The following is an 18,957-nucleotide window of genomic DNA, read 5'->3' on the forward strand; positions in this document are numbered from 1 at the left end:
CAACCATGACAGCGCTTGCGGAACGCTCACGAGTCTTCTCCCGGTCGGACCTGATCTTCCTGGGTCTGGCCGTGGTGACCACGGTGGGAGCGGTGGTGGTGCGCAGCGGCTCGGTGCTGCCGTTCGTGGTCTCGGCGGCCGCGGTCGCCGTGCTCGCCGCGCTCGTGGGGCGGGCCGTGGACCATCTCGCCGACCGGCTCGGCGCCGGGGCGGTCGGGGTGTTGCAGAGCGCGCTGGGCAACCTGCCGGAGCTGTTCATCTCGATCTTCGCCCTGCGCGCCGGCCTGACGACCGTGGTCACCTCGGCGATCATCGGCTCGATCCTGGCCAACCTGCTGCTGGTGCTGGGGCTGTCGTTCACCGTGGGCAGCGCGCGCCACGGGGTGCTGCGGTTCTCGGAGCAGCGGGCCCGGCTCATCATGGGCCTGATGATCCTGTCGGTGGCCTCGATGCTGATCCCGAGTCTGGCGTCCTACATCCACTCCCCGGCCGCCGGCCACGAGGTGGCGCTGTCCCGCATCACGGCGATCGTCCTGCTGACGGTGTTCGCCCTGTCGATTCCGGCGAGCCTGCGCAGAGAGGCGGAACCGCGAGCCGCCGAGCAGTCCGCCGAGGCCAGCGAGGAGGAGGGCGGGGGCAACCACTGGCCGCTGTGGCTGGCCGTCGGCATGCTGGCCGTCACCGGCCTGGCCGCGGCGTACGTCTCCGACCTGTTCGTCGACGCCCTGACCCCGGCGATGAACTCGCTGCACATCTCGCAGGCCTTCTCCGGCCTGGTGATCGTCGCCATCGCGGGCAACGCGGTGGAGAACGCGGTCGGGGTGAAGCTGGCCTGGCAGAACCAGGCCGACCACGCGCTGTCGGTGGTCCTGAACAGCCCGCTGCAGATCGCCCTGGTGCTGGCGCCCGCGCTGGTGCTGCTCTCGCCGGTGATCGGGGGACCGGCGTTCACCCTGGTGTTCAACCCGATGCTGGTGACCACGGTCGGGATCGCGACGCTGGCGGTGCTGTATCTGATCTCTGACGGCGAGTCGGACTGGCTGGAGGGATCGGCGATGATCGGGCTCTACGTGTTGGTGGCGACGGCTTTCTGGTGGGGGTAGGTGCCCGGTCGTGCGACCGGGCACCTACCTCGACGATGCCGAGCAGCCTTCAGGCGTCTCGCCGCTTCATGATGATTCCGGCCACGACCAGCAGTACCGCGGTCCATAGCGCGAACACTCCGAAGCCCTGCCACGCCGACAGAAGGTCCTTCGGCCCCGGGACGGTCTGGGCGACCAGGTGTCCGGCTTCGGTCGGCAGGTACGCGTGGATGTGCTTGCCCAGCGAGCCGGGCAGCAGCTGCGCCAACGGCGCGAGGACCTCGACGAAGGCGATGACACCGGTGATGGCGCCCGCGGTGTGCCGGACCAGCGCGCCGATCGCCATCGCGAACAGACCGAGCATCATCAGGTACAGCCCGGCGCCGAACAGGGCGCGCAGGACGCCCTTGTCGCCGATGCTCACCGGCGCCTTGCTGTGCACGATCGGGGCGGCGATGAAGAACGCGCCGAAGGCCACGATCTCGCCGATCACGAACGTCACCACGGCGAAGACCAGCGCCTTGGCGGCCAGCATGGGCGTCCGCTTCGGCGCCGCGAGCAGCGAGGCGCGGATCATGCCGGTGGAGTACTCGGCGGTGATCACCATGGCGCCCAGGACGCAGATCGCCAGCTGGCCCAGGACGAAGCCGGAGCCCAGGATGTTGCCGGTCGCGTCGCGGCGGTAGGACAGCTGCTGGTCGGGGTCGAGCTTGTCCCACTGGCTGATCTGGAGCCAGGTGAGCAGCGCGGACAGGCCGAGGGTGAGGACCACGAAGGCGAGCAGCGACCACACGGTGGAGCGCACGCTGCGCAGCTTCGTCCACTCCATCGCCAGCAGGCGCGGGAACGCGGCGCCGGAGCGGCTCTCGGCGGCGGGAGCCGGGGCGCCGGCGGCGGTCGTGGCGGTCATTCGGCGGCCTCGCTCTCGGAAGTCCGGTCGGCCGTGGCGACCGAGGGGGTGTCCTGGGCGGGAACCGGGACCTGGTCGCGGTGCTGGTCCAGTTCCACGTGGTACTCGACCGAGCCGCGGGTCAGCTCCATGAACGCCTCTTCCAGCGAGGCGCGCTGCGGGGTCAGCTCGTGCAGGACGACGCGCGCCGCCGCGGCCTTCTCGCCGATCTCGGCGGCTTCCATGCCGCGGACGATCAGGGCGCCGTCGTCGGTGGTCGTCACCGTCACCGCGCCGTCGGGATCGGCGTCGGGGGAGCCGCCGCCGTTCCCGTTCCCGTTGGCGTTCCCGTTGGCGGCGCTCGACGCCGACGCCGCGACCGCCTCCCGCTCCAGTTCCTTGGCCAGCTGGGCCGGCTGCGGCGTGCGCACCAGGACCGAGCGCTGCGAGGAGCGTGCGATGAAGGCGTCCACCGACTCGTCGGCGATCAGCTGTCCGCGGCCGATCACGATCAGGTGGTCGGCGGTCTGCGCCATCTCGCTCATCAGGTGGGAGGAGACGAAGATGGTCTTGCCGGCGGCGGCCAGCGACTTCATCAGGTTCCTGATCCAGAGCACGCCTTCCGGGTCGAGCCCGTTGACCGGCTCGTCCAGGATCAAGACCTGCGGATCGCCCAGCATCGCCGCGGCGATGCCCAGCCGCTGGCCCATGCCCAAGGAGAAGCCGCCGGCCCGCTTGCGTGCCACCTCGGTCAGTCCGACCAGCGCCAGCGCCTCGTCCACGCGCGCTCGCGGCAGACCCTGGCTCTGCGCCAGACACAGCAGGTGGTTGTAGGCCGAGCGGCCGGTGTGCACGGCGCGCGCCTCCAGCAGCGCGCCGACCTTGCGCAGCGGCTCGCGCAGATCCGCGTACGGGACGCCGCCGATGGTGGCGGTCCCGGACTGCGGGCGGTCCAGGCCCAGGATCAGCCGCATCGTGGTGGACTTGCCCGCGCCGTTCGGGCCCAGGAATCCGGTGATCTGGCCCGGTTCCACCGCGAAGGTCAGGTGGTCCACGGCGATCTTGTCGCCGTACCGCTTGGACAGGTCGTGCACTTCGATCACGGCAGCCCCCTCAGCCAGCGCGAGACGGAGCCGGCGTGCCGCCGACTCCGCCTCAGCTTACTGAAAAGACCCTGAAAAGCAGTGCCTACGCGTCCTTCTTGCGCATGACGATCGCTCCGCCGATCAGCGCGACGGCGGCATAAGCGACGAACACCCCGAAGCCGGCCCACGGCGAGAGCATGTCGTCCTGCGGCCGGGTCGTGATGATCTGCAGCCCGGCGTTGAACGGGATCCACTTGCTGATGTCCGTCCGCCAGTTCCCGGGCAGGAACTGCACCAGGATGAACAGGACGAACAAGATCCCGACCGCGGTGGTGATGGCGCCGGCGGTGTGCCGCAGGAGCGCGCCGAGCCCGAACGCCAGCAGGGCCGTGACGGTCATGTACAGGCCGCCGCCGATCACCGCGCGCAGGACGCCGGGGTCGGACAGGCTCAGCTGGATGCCGTGCCCGGAGTAGATGGCGGTGGCGATGAAGAACGACGCGAAGGAGCAGATCAGCCCGACCGTCAGCGCCACGGCCGCGACGATCACGGTCTTGGCGCCGAGCAGCGTGCCGCGCCGGGGCTGGCTGGTCAGCGCGGTGCGGATCATGCCGGTGCTGTACTCGGCGGTGATCGCCATCGCGCCGAACACCACGATCACCAGCTGCCCGAAGAACAGGCCGGACATGGAGTTCGCGGTGAAGTCGTCGTCGGGACTGGGGTGGCTCGAGGAGCCCAGGGCGATCAGCGAGCCGAGCCCGATGGTGATCACCATGGTGATCAGCAGCGTCCAGAAGGTGGAGCGGACGGTGCGGATCTTCGTCCACTCCGAGCGCAGCGCGGCGCCGAAGCTGGCCCTCGCTTGCGGGAAGGGGTCCGCGCCGGCGAAGGCGAGGTTCGGGGACTGCTGGTTCGGGGCGTAGCCGGGCTGGGCGTACTGGATCGGACCGGGCTGGCCGGGCTGACCGGGCTGACCGGGACCGGGCTGGCCCGGCTGGCCGGGGAAGCCGGGCTGGCCGCCGAAACCGGGGCCCTGCGGCGGCGGTCCGTATCCCGGGTTCGCCTGCTGCTGGCCGGGCGCGTATCCCGGGCCCGCCTGCTGCTGGCCGGGTGCGTATCCCGGCGCCGGGACCTGCTGGGTGGTGACCTGGTCCTGCGCGGCGGCGTATCCGGCGCCGGCCGGACCCTGTCCGGAAGCCGTGCCCGGCTGCTGCGGCTGCCCGGTCTGCGAGGGGGTGCTCATCTCAACGGGCTCCGATCATCTGGCCGGGGGCGGCGTACGGGTTCTGCGGTCCACCGGGTCCGCCCGGTCCGCCGGGACCCCCTGGGCCTCCCGGGCCCTGGCCGATGCTGACGGCGCGGTACTCGACGTCGTCCTTGGTCATCTCCATGAAGGCCTCTTCCAGCGAGGCCTGGTGCGGCGCGAGTTCGTGCACCCGGATCTGGTTGTCGAAGGCCAGGTCGCCGATCTGCTGCGGGCTGGCGCCGCGCACCGTGATCAGGCCGCTGGCGTCGTTGGTGACGCGCGCGCCCTTGCCGGCCAGCAGCTGCATCAGCTGCATCGGATCCGGGGTGCGGACGGTGACGGTCTGCTCGGAGTTGCGGGAGATGAACTCCTTCACCGTGCAGTCCGCCTGGAGCCGGCCGCGGCCGATCACGATCAGGTGGTCCGCGGTGTGCTCCATCTCAGACATCAGGTGCGAGGAGACGAACACCGTGCGGCCCTCGGAGGCCAGCTTGCGCATGAACTCGCGGATCCAGCGGATGCCGTCCGGGTCCAGGCCGTTGACCGGCTCGTCGAACATGAGCACCCGCGGGTCGCCGAGCAGCGCCGCGGCGATGCCGAGCCGCTGGCCCATGCCCAGGGAGAAGCCGCCGGAGCGCTTCTTGGCCACTTCGCGCAGGCCGGTCAGCTCCAGCACCTCGTCGACCCGGCGGGCCGGCAGGTGGTTGGACTGCGCCAGGCACAGCAGGTGGTTGTAGGCGGAGCGGCCGCCGTGGATCGCCTTGGCGTCCAGCAACGCGCCGACCTCGCGCATCGGCGCGACCGCTTTGGCATAGGGGCGGCCGTTGACGGTGACCGAGCCGGACGACGGCGCGTCCAGACCCAGGATCATCCGCATGGTCGTCGACTTTCCGGCACCGTTCGGTCCGAGGAAGCCGGTCACCACCCCCGGTCGCACGGTGAACGTCAAGCCGTCTACGGCTTTCTTGTCGCCGTACTGCTTGGTGAGCCCTATAGCTTCGATCATGCGGTAGACGCTATCGGGATCAGGCCTTATGCCGCGTCGCTCTTAGGTCTTTCGTTACCGGGCCCGGCATTAGCCATAAGTAGGGGGAGGTACCGTGGATCACGATGAGCACCGACATCCGCGCCACCACGATCCTGCCGGCCGAGCGCCGTCCGGTGACCCTGACCACCGCCGACGGCCTGGACCTGGTCGGCGAGCTGGCTCTGCCGCCGGAAGGCCGCACCCCGGCCGGCACATTGGTCACGCTGCACCCGCTGCCCACCCACGGCGGCTTCATGGACAGCCACGTCTACCGCAAGGCCGCCTGGCGCCTCCCGGCCCTGGCGGACCTGGCAGTGCTCCGCTTCAACACCCGCGGCACGACCTCCCCGGCGGGCCGCAGCCAAGGCGAGTTCGACAACGGCGTGGGCGAGCGCTTCGACGTCCAGGCCGCCATCGAGTACGCGGACTTCGCCGACCTCCCGAACCGCTGGCTGATCGGCTGGTCCTTCGGCACCGACCTGGCCCTGATGTACGGCGACGACCCGACCATCGACGGCCTGATCCTGCTCTCCCCGCCGCTGCGCTACTCCCGGCCGGAGGACCTGGACCGCTGGGGCGCGTCCGGGAAGCCGGTCGTAGTGCTGGTCCCCGAGTTCGACGACTACCTGCGTCCGGCTGAAGCCGCCGAGCGCTTCGCCCGCATCCCGCAGGCCGAGGTGATCGGCGTGGACGGCGCGAAGCACTTGTGGGTCGGCGAGAAGTACGTGCAGCGCGCGCACAACGAGATCGTGAAGCGCGTGAACCCGGCGGCTTATCCGCTGGCAACGACCTGGGACGGGGAGTTCGAGACGTTCGCTGAATAGCGGATATTGGTTTGGCACAAGCCAGCCGCGTGGCGAGGATCGAACCATGGAAGACACAGCCACGGACGACAAACAAGAGTCCCGATCACGCCAGCCCGCCGACCGGGGTTCGGGGAGTACCGACCCGCAGATCATCCAGTGCTACAGCCGTGGCCGGGTGGTGCAGATGCCGTCGTTGCGCGGCCGGAGCCAGGGGTTGCGCGATCGGTTGCTGGGGCACATCGCCGCGCGGGCCTTCGAGCCGGGGCGGGCGTATACCGAGCAGGAAGTCAACGCGGCGTTGATGTCAGTCTTCGACGACTACGTCGCGCTGCGCCGGTACCTGGTCGAGAGTCGGCACCTCATGCGGGATCAGGCTGGGCGGGAGTATCGGCTTCCGGATCCGGCGTAGTCGTCGGTGCCTCTGGGTCGCGGTCCTGGGCCGGAAGCACGATCTGCCGGACGATCACCAGGAGGCCGGCGGTCAGGGGGATGAAGAGCAGCGCGCCGGAGACGCCGAGGATGGCGTAGCCGGCGAGTGCTGCTATCACCGCGACCGCCGGGGGCAGGTCCACGGTGCGCGACATCACGCGCGGGTAGATCAGGTAGTTCTCCAGCTGCTGGTACAGGACGAAGAAGATCAGGGCCGCGAGGGCTTTGAACGGGGAGTCCAGCAGGAGGATGACGGTGCAGGCGATGAAGGCGCCGAAGGTCGCACCGATGATCGGGATCAGGTCGGTGAGGCCGACCAGCAGGGCCAGCGGCAGGGCGAAGCGGACGCCGATCAGGGACATGGCGAGCCAGCTGGCCAGGGTCGCGCACGTGGAGACGACCAGGGCTCCTGACACGTAGCCGCCGATGCGGTTCAGGACGCGGTCGGTCAGGTCCGCGGCGCGCTCGCGGCGGGAGCGCGGGACGAGCTTGAGGCCGCCGGAGGTCATCGCCGGCAGGGAGCCGAGGAAGTACAGCGTCAGCATCAGGATCGTGAAGGCCTTGAAGACGCTGGTGAGGACCGCCTTGCCGAAGCCGAAGGCGCCGCCGGCGAGGGTCTTGGTGGTGTCGGCGGTGGTGAACCAGTTCTGCAGCTTGGTGATCAGGTGGTACTTCTTGTCGAGCCGCTGGATCGTCGAGTTCTCCTGGAGCTTCTTCAGCCCGTCGGGCACGCCGTTGTGCACCAGCGAGGAGGTCTGGTCGGTCAGCGGCTTGGCGATGACGACGATGAAGCCGGCGAACAGCCCCAGCGCGGCGAGCGCGACGATCGTCACCGCCCAGCGCCGGTGGAAGCCGCGCGCGGTGAGCATCTCCACGAACGGGTTGAGCCCGGCGGCCAAAACCAGCGCCATGGTGATCATGACGATGATGTCGACGACGTTGGTGAGCGTCTTGCCCAGGTAGTACGCGGCCAGCACGCCGAACCCGCCGACCAGCCCGATCGCGAACGGCGGCGTCCGCGTCAGCGCCGGCTTCAGCGGCGCCCGTCCGGGCGCGCTGCTTCCGGACTCGGCAGGAACCTGATCGGCGGAGCTCATGGGGCGAGTTTAGAGGAGGGGCGTGCCACAAGGCCGGTGGCGGAGCGGGGGGTTCGGGAGCGAACGGCCGATCCTGAACGCGGCCGTGAGGACGGGATCGGTCCGCCGGGCAACTCCGAGGGGCACACTCCGGGTCTGCAAGGTCGAAGGAGGTGCCGATGAGAGCCGAGGAAGAGGCGGAGTTCCGCGAGTACGTGGCCGGCCGCTGGACATGGCTGGTGCAAGCCGCGGCGCTGCTCACAGGGGACGCCGGGCACGCCGAGGACCTGGCGCAGACAGCGCTGGTGCGGGTGTTCGCTTCGTGGGCGCGCGTGCGCGGCGCGGAGAGCATGGACGCCTACACCATGCGGATCCTGATCAACCAGAACAAGAACCGCTTCCGGAAGCGGCGCGTTGTGGAGGATCTCACCGCTGTCCCGCCCGAGCGCGGAAGCGGTGATCCGGATCTGACAGCGCGGGTCGATCAGCGGGCCGGCTTGATGGCGGCGCTGGCGTCGCTCCCCAAGCGGCAGCGCGAGGTCGTGGTGCTGCGGTACTGGGAGGACTACAGCGAGGCGCAGACCGCGCAGATTCTCGGCTGTTCGGTCGGCACGGTGAAGAGCCAGTCGTCCAAGGCGCTGGCCAAATTGCGGGCGCATGCCTCGGTGCTCGCCTCGCGCTGAGGCGTCGCCAAGGCCACTCACACGGAAGAGGGGAATCCATGAACGAAGAAGACTTCGACGGCTCCGCCCTGCGCGAGCTGCTCGCCCCCGCGGTCGCCGACCGCGGCCGGACCTCGGCGCCCACCGACGCCATCGTCGCCGCCGGGCGCCGCCGGGTCCTCGGGCGCCGGAGCGCCGTCGCCGGCGGCGCGCTGGCCATCGTCGCCGCCGTGCCGCTGGCCGCCACGGCCATCGCCGCCGGTCCCGGTACGGCGAGGACCACCAGCACGGCCGGCGGCGGCACGCCCGGTGTCGTCGCGCCGCCGCACACCGGCGTCGTCGTGCCGCCGCCGGCCAAGGAAAGCGAAAGCGCTCCGGCCAAGGCGGACCCGCAGGGCAAGCCGGCGAGCGGTCTGCCGGCGCAGCCGACGGTCTTCGCGACCGGCACGGTGGAGGGCCGGCAGTGGAAGGTCACCGCCGAGACCGCCCCCGGCAACAACGCACTCACCGCGGGGGAGAAGTGCCTCGGGTTCGTGATCACGGTGGACGGCCAGAACCCGTTGCGCGGCACCGCTCCCACGATCCCTTACTGCCTCCCGGTCAAGGACCCGGCGAACGCCCTCTGGGGCTATCAGGAATGGTTGAAGTACGACTACGAACACGCCGCCGGCACTCTGCAGATGGGCATGGTCAAAGCGGACGTCGCGAAGATCGTCGCGCACGTCGACGGTCTGGCTCCGGTCACCGCCGAGACGATCCCCGCGCCCGGCCTGCCCGAGCAGGCCTTCTATTTCCTGCCGATCGCGAAGGACAACGGCTTCGGCGTGACCTTCGACGAGTACGACGCGCAGGGCGTGAAGATCGGCACCTTCGACAACTCCACGCCGAAGCCGTACGGGAAGTAGCACCGGGCGCCGGCACCGAGTACAAGCACCAAACACCACGCATCGAGCACCAAACAGCAAGCACCACCGCCGATCCGGCACACAAAAGCGCCCCCGGACCCACCCAGAGGGTCCGGGGGCGCGCTCGCGACCACGCGGGCCGGAGTGTTTCACGGCACACGCTTCACCACGCGGGCTCGTAGTGTCACAAGGCGGTTCGCGGTGTGGGCTTCATGCCACGCTTCATACCACGCGTCATGCCACACCTGTCCGGCCCTGCTCCCGACACGAAGCGGCCCCGCCGGTCGCCCGGCGGAGCCGGATCCGCTAGCGCTGCGCCGGGATCGAAGCCTCGTCGTCCTTCTCCAGCTCCTCCTCGGCCTCCGTCAGCCCGGCCAGGGCGTTGACGTTCACCGCGCCGCCGGTCAGGGTGGCCAGCATCTCGCGCACGTTGTGCAGCTGGGCGTTGATGCTGTCGCGGCGGTGGGTCAGCGCCGCCAGCTCGCGCTCGGCCTCGCTGCGGATGCGGTCGGTCTTGCTGCGCGCGTCGGCGATGATGTCGTCGGCCTGGCGCTGCGCGGTCTCGATCGTCGAGCGCGCGCGGCGCTCGGCGTCGGTGCGCATCTTCTCGGCCTCCAGGCGCAGCTGCTCGGCCCGGTTCTCGATCTCGGCCAGGCGCTTCTCGGCCTTGGCCTGGCGGGCGGCCAGGTCGCGCTCGGACTGCTCGCGGCGCTTGGCCAGCTTGGTCTCGAAGTCGGTGGCGGCCGCCGCGGCCTTGGCGCGGGTCTCCTCGAAGAGCGCCTCGGCCTCCTCGCGCTTGGTCGCCGCGTCCTTGGCGGCGGTGGCGCGGACCTGGTTGGCGTCGTCCTTGGCCTTCTCGACGATCCGCACGGCCTCTTCGTCCGCCTTGGCCTTGCGGTCCTTGGCGTACTGCTCGGCGTCGGTGCGGACCTTCATCGCGGCCTGGTCGGCGAGCTCGCGGTGCGCGTCGGCGGCGCGGCGGGCCTCCTCGCGCAGGTCCTTGGCCTCCTCCTCGGCCAGGCGCAGGATCTTCTCCACGCGCGCACCGAGACCGGCGTAGCTGGGCTCGCTGTCGGCCAGCTGCGCCTGCACCGTCTGGTTCTCCAGGTGGAGTTCCTCGATGCGCTTCTCCATGGACGTCGAGCGCGAATGCGCCGCGTCGCGCTCGGCGATCAGCTTGGTGATTCGGTCGTTGACCTGGACCGGGTCGTACCCGCGGCGCACTTGCTCGAAGCCGTGCGGCGAATGCATGTCGCTCATGAGATCCCTGTCGCGATTCACTGGCCCGCGTCGGGCCGGGGGTGAGTGAACAATCTACAAGTGGCGGTGAAGGTGTACCGAAGTGAGGTGGTGTAGGGGAATCCTGGCATGAATCCCGTCTCGCTTCGACCTGGTGGAGCGGAATCGAACAAACAGTCCGGTGAAACCCCGCCCTATCGAGTGGTGCTTGACGATCATGTATTCACGGGCCGTGGGCAAGAACCTGCGGCGCGTCATGGCGGAGCGGCGGCGTCGGAACGCACACGTCAGTCTCAGTCCTCCGACGGTGGCCCGACGGGGACGGAGACCGATGTCGCCAGTGCGTCCAGCACACCGTGCACGCGCGACATCTCGGCCTTGATCTCCTGCTTGCGGACCTCGATCGCCTCGACCTCGCGCTGGGCCTCGGCGCGCAGCTGCTCGGTCTCCTCCGTCGCCTTGGACACCAGCTGCTCGGCGAGCTCCCGGGCCTCGGCGACCGTATCAGCAGCCTGCTTGCGCGCGGTGGCCAGCGCGGTCTCGGCCTCGGAGTTCGCCTGCTCCCGGGTCTCCAGCGCCTTCTTGTCGGCGGCTTCCAGCACGCCCTCGGCGGTCCGCCTTATGCGGTCGACGTCCGCCTTGGCCGCCGCGGTGACGCGCTCGGCGTCGTTCTCGGCGGTGGTGGTGACCCGCGCGGCCTCCTCGCGCGCCGCGGTCAGCATGCGGTCGACCTCGTTCTCGCTGTCGGCGCGCACCTTGACCGCCTCCGAGCGGGCCATGGCGACCAGCTTGTCGGCGTCGCGGCCCGAGGCCTCCAGCTTGCGGCCGGCCTCCTCGCGGGCGTCGCTGCGGATCTTGTCCGCGTCCGTGCGCGCCGTCTCGGCCAGGACGGCCGATTCGTGGTGGATCCGCTCGGATTCGGACTTCGCGGCGCTCACCTGGGTGTCCGCCTTGGTGCGGGCCTCGGCCAGTGTCGCCTCGGCCTCGGCACGCATCGCCGCGGCGTCCCGGCGGGCCTCGGCCCGGACCTGGACCGCCTCCTCGGCGGCCTCCACCCCGAGCACCGCGGCGGCCGCCTCGGCCTCGCCGCGGATCCGCTCGGCGTCGGCGATCTGGCGGTCGGCGGCGGCCTGCGCCTCGTCCACTATCCCGGCGACCTCGGCGCGCACCGCCTGGGCGTAGCGCGTGCCCTCCTCGCCGATCTTGCGCGCCTCGGCCTGCGCGGCCTCCAGCGCCTCGGTGGCCGCGGCTTCGGCGGCCTGCCGGGTCTGCGCGGCATAGGAGTCGGCCTCGGCGCGCGTGAGCTCCGCGGCGCGGTCGGAGTCGGCCTTGGTCTTGCCCGCGTACGCCTCGGTCTCGGCACGCAGGGCGGCCGCGTAGTCGTCGGCGGTGCCGCGCACGACGTCGCCGGCCCGCTCGGCGTCGGCCTTCGTCTTCGCCGCGTACACGTCGGCGGCGGCGCGCGTGGTGTGCGAGTACTTCTCCGCCTCGGCCCGCGCTTCCTCGACGGCGCGGTCGGAGTCGGCCTTGGTCTGCGCCGCGTAGGCGTCGGCCTCGCCGCGCACACCGAGCGAGTAGTTCTCGGTCTCGATCCGCAGGTTCTCGGCGACCTGCTCGGAGTCCGCCTTGGTCTTGGCGGCGTAGGCGTCCGCCTCGGCGCGCACGCCGTCGGCGAAGCTCTCGGTCTCGGCGCGCAGCTTGTCGGCGGCGTGCTCGGAGTCGGCGCGGGTCTTGGCGGCGTAGCCGTCGGCCTCGGCGCGCACCCCGGTCGCGTAGTTGTCGGTGTCGGCCTGGAGCTTCTCGGAGGCGAGCTCGGAGTCCGACTTCGTCTTCGCCGCGTAGGCGTCCGCGTCGGCCCGGGTGTTCTGCGAGTAGGAGTCCGCTTCGCCGCGGGTCTGTGCCGAGTACTGGTCGGCGACCTGCTGCATCTGCTGGGCGTAGCTGTCGGCGTCCGCGCGGACCTTGCCGGCTTCGGCCTCGACGGTCGCGCGCAGCTGCGCGGCGTAGGTGTCCGCGTCGGTGCGGGTGTTCTCGGAGTAGGCGTTCGCGTCGCTGCGGGTGTGGTCCGAGTAGGAGTCGGCCTCGCCGCGGGTCTGTGCCGAGTACTGGTCGGCGACCTGCTGCATCTGCTGGGCGTAGCCGTCGGCGTCCGCGCGGAGCTTGCCGGTGTCGGCGTCCGTCTTCGCGCGGGTCTGCGCGGCGTAGGTGTCAGCGTCCTGCCGTGTGGTGCGCGCGTACTGGTCGGTGTCCGCGCGCAGCTTGTCGGCTTCGGCGTTGACCGCGTTCCGGGTGTTGTCGGCGTAGACGTCGGACTCGGTGCGGACCTTGGTCGCGTAGGTGTCCGCCTCGCCGCGGGTGTTCTGCGAGTAGTGGTCGGCCTCCGCGCGCGCCTTGGCGGTCTCGGCCTCGGTGCGGGCCTGCAGCTCCTCGATGCGCGCCTGCGCCCGCTCGCGCAGCCGCTGGATGTCCTCGCGGGCGCTGTTCTGCATCGCCTCGACACCGGCTTCGGTGTCCACGCGCAGCTGCTCGGCCGCGGTGTGCGCGTCCTCGTGCGCCTGCTGCGCCGCCGCGTGCAGCTCGCTGGCCTGCGCGTGCAGCGCCTCGATCTGGCCGCGCAGCGGAGCCACGTCCTCCTCGGCGGCCACGCGGGTCGCCTCGGCGTCGTTCTGCCCCTTGGCGATGAGCTCCTCGACGGACTTGGCGACCTGGTCCAGCCGGACCGCCGCCTGCTCCTCGGCCTCGGCCAGGATCCGCGCGGCGTTCCCGGTGACCCGGTCGGCCTCGGTGCGCGCCTCGGTCCGCATCCGCGCGGCGTCGTTCGCCGCCTCCTGGCGGGTCTGCTGCGCGGTCGCCTCGGACTCGGCGCGCTGCTGCTGCGCGGCGGCCTCGGCCTCGCCGCGCACCCGCATCGCCTCGGCGCTGGACTCCGCGCGGATCCGCTCGGCCTGCGCGCCGGACTCCATCAGGACGCGGGAGGCCTCGGCGCGCGCGGCGTTCACCGCCGCCTCGGCCTCGGACTTGGCGGTGGCGCGGATCTGCGCGGCGTGGTCCTGGGCCTGCGCGGCCTGGCCGCCGGCGGCGCTCAACACCCGCTCGGCCTCGGCGTTGGCCGCCTCGCGGGTCTTCTCGGCCTCGGCGCGCGCCGCGGTCCGCATGTTCTCGGTCTCCATGCGGACGTGCTCGATGGCCTGCGCGGTCTCCATCGCTATCCGGTCGCGGCCGGCCTCGACCTCGCCGCGGGCCGCCTCGATGATCCGCCCGCGGTGCGCCTCGGTGTCCGAGCGGACCTTCTCGGCCCACGCGGCCATCTCGTTGACCTGAGCCTCGGCCTGCTGGCGCTTCTCGGTCAGCTCGCGGTCCAGCGACTGCCGGCGGTTGCCGACCTCGGTGTGCCACTCGGCTTCCAGCTCCGCGGAGCGGTGCGCGGCCTCCTCCAGCAGGCGCGCGGTCTTCGCGCGGGACTCGCGCAGCTCGCGCTCGGCGGCGGCGCGGACCTGGTCGGCCTGGATCTGGGCGTTGCGGAGCATCTGCTCCACCTGCCCGGAGATGTTGTCGAAGCGGGGCTGGGCGGCCAGGCGGCGCTGCTCGTGGAGCTTGGAGCGCAGCACCTCGATCTGGTAGCGCAGATCCTCGGTGTCGGTCAGCGCCTCGTCGCGGGCGGTGCGGAGCTTGTCGAGCTCCTTCTCCATCTCCGAGAACGTGGCTTCGACGTCGTGCTTGTCGTAACCGCCGGGTTCGTCCTCGTAGGACTCATAGGGCGCGCGTGATCGCGGCGGGTAACCGCCGGGCTGCGCGGAGTTGGCGCCGCGTCGCGCGTGGGATCCGCGATCGCCGGCACGATCGCCGTAGCGATCGGTGCTGCGTTCGTCGAGCCGCCCTGGTCCCATGACAGTGAATCGTGTCAGATTTCCGGCCGGATGACACCTAGTCGGGCCGGGGAATGAATAGAGGCTTGGGATATTACCAGGCCGAACTCGCAGGCCCGGAGCCTTCGGGGGCGGCCGGGAATCAGAGCCTTGTGGAAGGTGTGCAGGCCGCGGCCGTGCGCTCGCGCTGAGTGTTCCGTTCGTCACAGCCGGTGGCGGGCGGAAATTCGAAAAGCCGAGCGAAGGCGCATTTCGCCTCCGCCCGGCCTGCCGATCACAGCGAGCGGGTTCAGACGTCGCGGAACCGGTTGATCGCGGGGAGCAACCGCTCGCGCTTGCCCGCGTCGCGCACGCCGAGGCCTTCCTCCGGCGCCAGGCACAGCACGCCGACCTTACCCTGGTGCAGGTTCCGGTGGACGTCGTACGCGGCCTGTCCGGTGTCCTCCAGCGCGTAGGACCTCGACAGCGTGGGGTGGATCATCCCCTTGTCGATGAGGCGGTTGGCCTCCCACGCCTCGCGGTAGTTCGCGAAGTGCGAGCCGATGATGCTCTTGAGGTTCATCCACAGATAGCGGTTGTCGTAGCTGTGCTGGAAGCCCGACGTGGACGCGCAGGTGACGATCTTCCCGCCGCGCTTGGCGACGTAGACGCTGGCGCCGAAGGTCTCCCGGCCCGGGTGCTCGAAGACGATGTCCGGGTCCTCGCCGCCGGTCAGTTCCCTGATGCGGGCGCCGAAGCGCTGCCACTCCTTGGGATCCTGCTCGGTCTCCGACTTCCAGAACTTGTAGCCCTCCGCGGCGCGGTCGATGATGAGGTCCGCGCCCATCGCCCGGCAGATCTGCGCCTTGTCCGGCGAGGAGACCACGCACACCGGGATCGCGCCGCCGTTGAGCGCCATCTGCGTGGCGTAGCTGCCCAGGCCGCCGGAGGCGCCCCAGATCAGCACCACGTCGCCCTGCTTCATCGCCGCGCCGTTCTTGGAGACCAGCTGGCGGTAGGCGGTGGAGTTGACCAGTCCCGGGGAGGCGGCCTCCTCCCAGGTCAGGTGGGCCGGCTTGGGCATCAGCTGGTTGGTCTTGACCAGCGCCAGGTGCGCCAGCCCGCCGAAGTTGGTCTCGAAGCCCCAGATCCGCTGCTGCGGGTCGAGCATGGTGTCGTCGTGGCCCTCGGCGTCCTCGAGCTCCACGCTCAGGCAGTGCGCGACCACCTCGTCGCCCGGCTTCCACTTGTTGACGCCGGGACCGGTGCGCAGCACCACGCCGGCCAGGTCCGAGCCGATGACGTGGTAGGGCAGATCGTGGCGGCGGGTGAGTTCGGACACCTTGCCGTAGCGCTTGAGGAAACTGAAGGTGCTGACCGGCTCGAAGATCGAGGTCCACACCGAGTTGTAGTTGATGGCGCTGGCCATCACCGCGACGATCGCCTCGCCCGGACCCAGCTCCGGCGTCGCCACGTCCTCCACGTGGAGCGAGCGCCGGGGGTCCTTGTCCCGGCTGTCCAGACCCGCGAACATCTCGGCCTCGTCGGCGTGGACGGTGACCGCGCGGTAGGAGTCGGGAAGCTTCAGATGCGCGAAGTCCTCGGCGGGGGTGTCCCCGGCCTGGATCGCCGCGAGGATCTGCGTCATCTCGTGCTGCATCGCTGTCTCTGGCTGCATCGTCGGCCTCCAAGGGTCGGCGGCGTCGCGGGCCGGTGCTTGCCGTCTGTGAGGGCAGTACGGCAGTCGGCCCTGGGAGTGAGGGCGGAAGAGCTACTCATTGGTAACTATGGCGCTCCGTCCCCACCCTGGCTAGGTGGGCCTTGTCACAGATTCCGAGGTGTCCCTATCAGCCTGCAACATCTTGACGGGACAGGCGACGTGAGTGATACCGGTGCGCTGTGGCGTAACCCAGGGCCGCATAGAGCGCAAGCGCGGGAGCGTTCTCTTCGTCGACTTCCAGGTAGGTGTTCTCGGCGCCGTGCTCGGCGGCCGACGCCAACAGATCCCGCATCACGATCCGGGCCAGTCCGCGCCGCCGCGCGTGGTCGGCGGTGGCCAGTCCGGCGATCCCGGCATAGCCGGTTCCGGTGTCAATGGCGAGGCGGCCGACACAGAGGGCATCTCCGTTGTCGGCACGCACCACTGCGAAGGCGATCAGGGCGTCGCCTGAGGTGAGGATGGTCCTGAACTCCGGGATGCCGTAGCCGCGGCGGTAGACGGTGAAGTAGTCCTCGGGGAGTTCCGGAGTGATGCTCGCTACACGGAGCGGGTCCGTGGAACTCCTAAGGATTTCCAACACAGGGCTCAACGGAGCGGACTGACGCAGTGCCGGGCGGTGGGTTTCCCAGTGACCGAGTCCAGCGATCGCTTCGTCGAGAGGACTGCCGTCGATGGTTTGTATCTGTGCGGGCAGATTGCGCTCTGCGTACCATTCGCCGACTGCATGCAGAGTCTGGCTGAGCGGCATTCCGGAATCCCCTATAGGGAGCGCGGAGTTGGCGCGCGCAGTATGGCCGCCGGAGGCACGCAGATCCCAGTCGCCTATATAAGCGCGTTCTGTGAAGCCCCATCCTGTAGCGGCAATCGCCTGAAGGCCCACCCGTCTCCCACCACCGCCCGTTATGGTGTCGCTTCGCGACTCTGGTTCGATAGCCATGCGCGGAGGCTAGTAGGACGCGCTCCGTTACGCAGCCAGGTATCGCAATACGGCCAGCACGCGACGATGCCCCAGGTCATCGGGCTGGAGGTCGAGCTTCATGAAGATGTTGTTGATGTGCTTGCCGACCGCGCTCTCGCTGACCGCGAGCACATCGGCGATCGCGCCGTTCGCCCGGCCCTCGGCCATCAGCGCCAGGACGTCGCGCTCGCGCGGGGTCAGGCGGTCCAGGGGATCGGCGGGACGGCGGACCAGGAGTTGTGCGACGACTTCGGGGTCCAGCGCCGTGCCGCCGGCCGCGACGCGTTCCAGGGACTCGATGAAGGAGTCGATGTCGGCGACGCGGTCCTTGAGCAGATAGCCGACGCGTGTGGTGTCGCGGGCGAGCAGGTCGGTCGCGTAGCGCTCCTCGACGAACTGGGACAGCACCAGGACCGCGGTGGCCGGGAAGCGTTCGCGGATCTGGACCGCGGCGACGATGCCCTCGTCCTTGAACGTCGGGGGCATGCGGACGTCGACCACGACCGCGTCGGGGCGGTGCGTCGCCACGGCGGCCAGCAGCGAGGCGCCGTCCCCGGTCTCGGCGACCACTTCGTGCCCGGAGATCTCCAGGACCCGGACCACCCCCGCGCGGATGAGGACGGAGTCGTCGGCGATCACCACGCGCATGGATTCCCCCGGCAGTCGTCTGTGGAGATGTGGGTAGGCGCTCGAAGGATCACACCCCGCAGGGCAGTTCGGCGGTCAGCACCGTGGGACCGCCGCTCGGCGATGTTAGCCGCAGCAGCCCGTCCACCGAAGCGACCCGCTGAGCCAGCCCGGTCAGCCCGGTGCCGCCGTGGGCGTCCGCGCCGCCGACGCCGTCGTCGCTGACGCGGATCAGCAGCCTGCCGTCGTCGCGGGTGACGTCCACGGTCGCCTGCTTGGCGCGGGAGTGCTTGACCACGTTCGCCAGCGCCTCGGAGACGACGAAGTAGGCGACGGTCTCCACCGACGCGCTCAGCGGTCCGGTGGTGCCGACGGTCAGGCGCACCGGGACCGCCGAGCGCGCCGCGACGCCGGAGAGCGCGGCGTCCAGGCCGCGGTCGTCCAGGACCGCCGGATGCATGCCGCGCACCAGGTCGCGGATCTCCGCCATCGCGTCCTTGACCTGTTCGTGCGCGTCGATGATGACGGACATCGCCTCGGGCGGGACGTCCTTGAGCGTCTTGCGGGCGATGCCCAGATGCACCGCCAGGGACATCAGGCGCTGCTGCGCGCCGTCGTGCAGATCGCGCTCGATGCGGCGGCGTTCGGTGTCGGCGGCCTCGACCGCGGCGGCGCGGCTGTCGGACAGCGTCTGCACCCGGTGCGCCAGCACGATCGTCTCGCTCGGGCCGAGCAGCCGCCGGGCGGCGCCGAGGTCGGCGTCGGCGAGCACGCGGAGCAGGCGCGGTCCGGAGTAGGTGACGGTGCCGGCGAGCAGGATGTAAGCGCACTGGCCCCAGAACTTCGAGCTGACTCCGTGCCCGGGGTCCAGCAGGCCCAGCGCGTGCGCGGGAAGCCTGGCCGCCACCACGATCGCGAGCAGGTCCATGAACGCCAGGGCCACGACCGCGATCCCGATCAGCGGTCCGGCGATCAGGTGGTAGAGCGCCTGCCGCCACAGCGCCTCGGACCGCAGCGCCTGCCGGAGCTGCCCGCGGTACAGCCGCGGCGTGTCGATCTCGAGGATCTCCGTGCTCCGGAAGGTGCGGAAGCGGATGCGGTGCCAGCGCGTGAGGAACGGCGCCAGCGTGAGCACCGCGGCGAGCACGATCACCACCGAGACCCCGAAGCGGAGGACGCCGGGGTCCTCGGCCTGCAGGAGCAGATAGGCCGGCTGGCTCCAGACCAGCAGGACCATCATCGCCGCGGCCCACAGCGGCAGCCCGGTGACCAGGAACAGGGCGTCCCCGCCGGCCTGGCTCCAGCGCGCCCGCAGGATCTCTCGCGTCATCGGCACGCCTTCACGGTATTGGCGCAGCTCC

16 protein-coding genes are annotated in these 18,957 nt (G+C 70.6%); 5 read left to right on the forward strand and 11 right to left on the reverse strand.

Translation table 11 applies throughout. The features are described from left to right. Positions 1-5 precede the first annotated feature (5 nt). Positions 6-1,103, forward strand: a complete 1,098-nt coding sequence (cax, locus tag CACI_RS06150) for a calcium/proton exchanger (protein WP_012785459.1) — start codon at positions 6-8, stop codon at positions 1,101-1,103. 49 nt (positions 1,104-1,152) lie between these two features. On the opposite strand, the gene CACI_RS06155 is transcribed toward cax, so the two are convergent. From CACI_RS06155 to CACI_RS06170, 4 genes are all read right to left on the reverse strand, one after another. Then, entirely contained in the window at positions 1,153-1,992 is an 840-nt protein-coding gene (locus CACI_RS06155; protein ID WP_012785460.1) for an ABC transporter permease, read from the reverse strand. Then, positions 1,989-3,074, reverse strand: a complete 1,086-nt coding sequence (locus tag CACI_RS06160; protein ID WP_012785461.1) for an ABC transporter ATP-binding protein — start codon at positions 3,072-3,074, stop codon at positions 1,989-1,991. Before CACI_RS06160 ends, CACI_RS06155 begins: the two co-directional genes overlap by 4 nt. An 85-nt stretch (positions 3,075-3,159) precedes the next feature. Then, entirely contained in the window at positions 3,160-4,299 is a 1,140-nt protein-coding gene (locus tag CACI_RS47055; protein ID WP_012785462.1) for an ABC transporter permease subunit, read from the reverse strand. A 1-nt stretch (position 4,300) separates the two neighbouring features. Next, positions 4,301-5,308 (reverse strand): ABC transporter ATP-binding protein, encoded by a 1,008-nt coding sequence (locus tag CACI_RS06170; protein WP_012785463.1) that lies wholly within the window; start codon positions 5,306-5,308, stop codon positions 4,301-4,303. 104 nt (positions 5,309-5,412) lie between these two features. Between CACI_RS06170 and CACI_RS06175 the strand changes: the two genes are divergently transcribed. After that, complete coding sequence (locus CACI_RS06175; protein ID WP_012785464.1) at positions 5,413-6,153, forward strand: alpha/beta hydrolase; 741 nt, start codon at positions 5,413-5,415, stop codon at positions 6,151-6,153. Positions 6,154-6,199: 46 nt separating this feature from the next. Continuing rightward, complete coding sequence (locus tag CACI_RS06180) at positions 6,200-6,544, forward strand: DUF2087 domain-containing protein (RefSeq protein ID WP_012785465.1); 345 nt, start codon at positions 6,200-6,202, stop codon at positions 6,542-6,544. Here CACI_RS06180 and CACI_RS06185 read toward each other — a convergent pair. Further along, complete coding sequence (locus tag CACI_RS06185) at positions 6,495-7,661, reverse strand: AI-2E family transporter (protein WP_012785466.1); 1,167 nt, start codon at positions 7,659-7,661, stop codon at positions 6,495-6,497. The two genes, CACI_RS06180 and CACI_RS06185, sit on opposite strands and share 50 nt — an antisense overlap. Positions 7,662-7,819: 158 nt before the next feature. Here CACI_RS06185 and CACI_RS06190 point away from each other — a divergent pair, with 158 nt between their 5' ends. Beyond that, positions 7,820-8,323 carry a SigE family RNA polymerase sigma factor gene (locus CACI_RS06190; protein WP_012785467.1) on the forward strand — a complete coding sequence of 168 codons (504 nt, stop codon included), beginning with the start codon at positions 7,820-7,822 and terminating at the stop codon, positions 8,321-8,323. A gap of 38 nt (positions 8,324-8,361) precedes the next feature. After that, positions 8,362-9,207, forward strand: a complete 846-nt coding sequence (locus CACI_RS06195) for a hypothetical protein (protein WP_012785468.1) — start codon at positions 8,362-8,364, stop codon at positions 9,205-9,207. A gap of 306 nt (positions 9,208-9,513) precedes the next feature. On the opposite strand, the gene CACI_RS06200 is transcribed toward CACI_RS06195, so the two are convergent. From CACI_RS06200 to CACI_RS06225, 6 genes are all read right to left on the reverse strand, one after another. After that, the gene (locus CACI_RS06200) at positions 9,514-10,467 is read right to left on the reverse strand and encodes a coiled-coil domain-containing protein (RefSeq protein WP_012785469.1); all 954 of its coding nucleotides are present in this window, start codon (positions 10,465-10,467) and stop codon (positions 9,514-9,516) included. A gap of 272 nt (positions 10,468-10,739) precedes the next feature. Next, positions 10,740-14,333, reverse strand: a complete 3,594-nt coding sequence (locus CACI_RS06205) for an apolipoprotein A1/A4/E (protein ID WP_012785470.1) — start codon at positions 14,331-14,333, stop codon at positions 10,740-10,742. A 268-nt stretch (positions 14,334-14,601) separates the two neighbouring features. Next, complete coding sequence (gene ccrA, locus CACI_RS06210) at positions 14,602-15,939, reverse strand: crotonyl-CoA carboxylase/reductase (protein ID WP_041541221.1); 1,338 nt, start codon at positions 15,937-15,939, stop codon at positions 14,602-14,604. 199 nt (positions 15,940-16,138) lie between these two features. Next, positions 16,139-16,948, reverse strand: coding sequence for a GNAT family N-acetyltransferase (locus CACI_RS06215; RefSeq protein WP_012785472.1), 810 nt, complete (start codon positions 16,946-16,948; stop codon positions 16,139-16,141). 27 nt (positions 16,949-16,975) lie between these two features. After that, positions 16,976-17,617, reverse strand: coding sequence for a response regulator transcription factor (locus tag CACI_RS06220; protein WP_012785473.1), 642 nt, complete (start codon positions 17,615-17,617; stop codon positions 16,976-16,978). Between the two features lie 49 nt (positions 17,618-17,666). Then, positions 17,667-18,926 (reverse strand): sensor histidine kinase, encoded by a 1,260-nt coding sequence (locus CACI_RS06225; RefSeq protein WP_049871489.1) that lies wholly within the window; start codon positions 18,924-18,926, stop codon positions 17,667-17,669. Positions 18,927-18,957: the final 31 nt, after the last annotated feature.

Origin of the sequence: Catenulispora acidiphila DSM 44928, from assembly GCF_000024025.1 — a bacterium.
In the GTDB taxonomy this organism is placed as follows: domain Bacteria; phylum Actinomycetota; class Actinomycetes; order Streptomycetales; family Catenulisporaceae; genus Catenulispora; species Catenulispora acidiphila.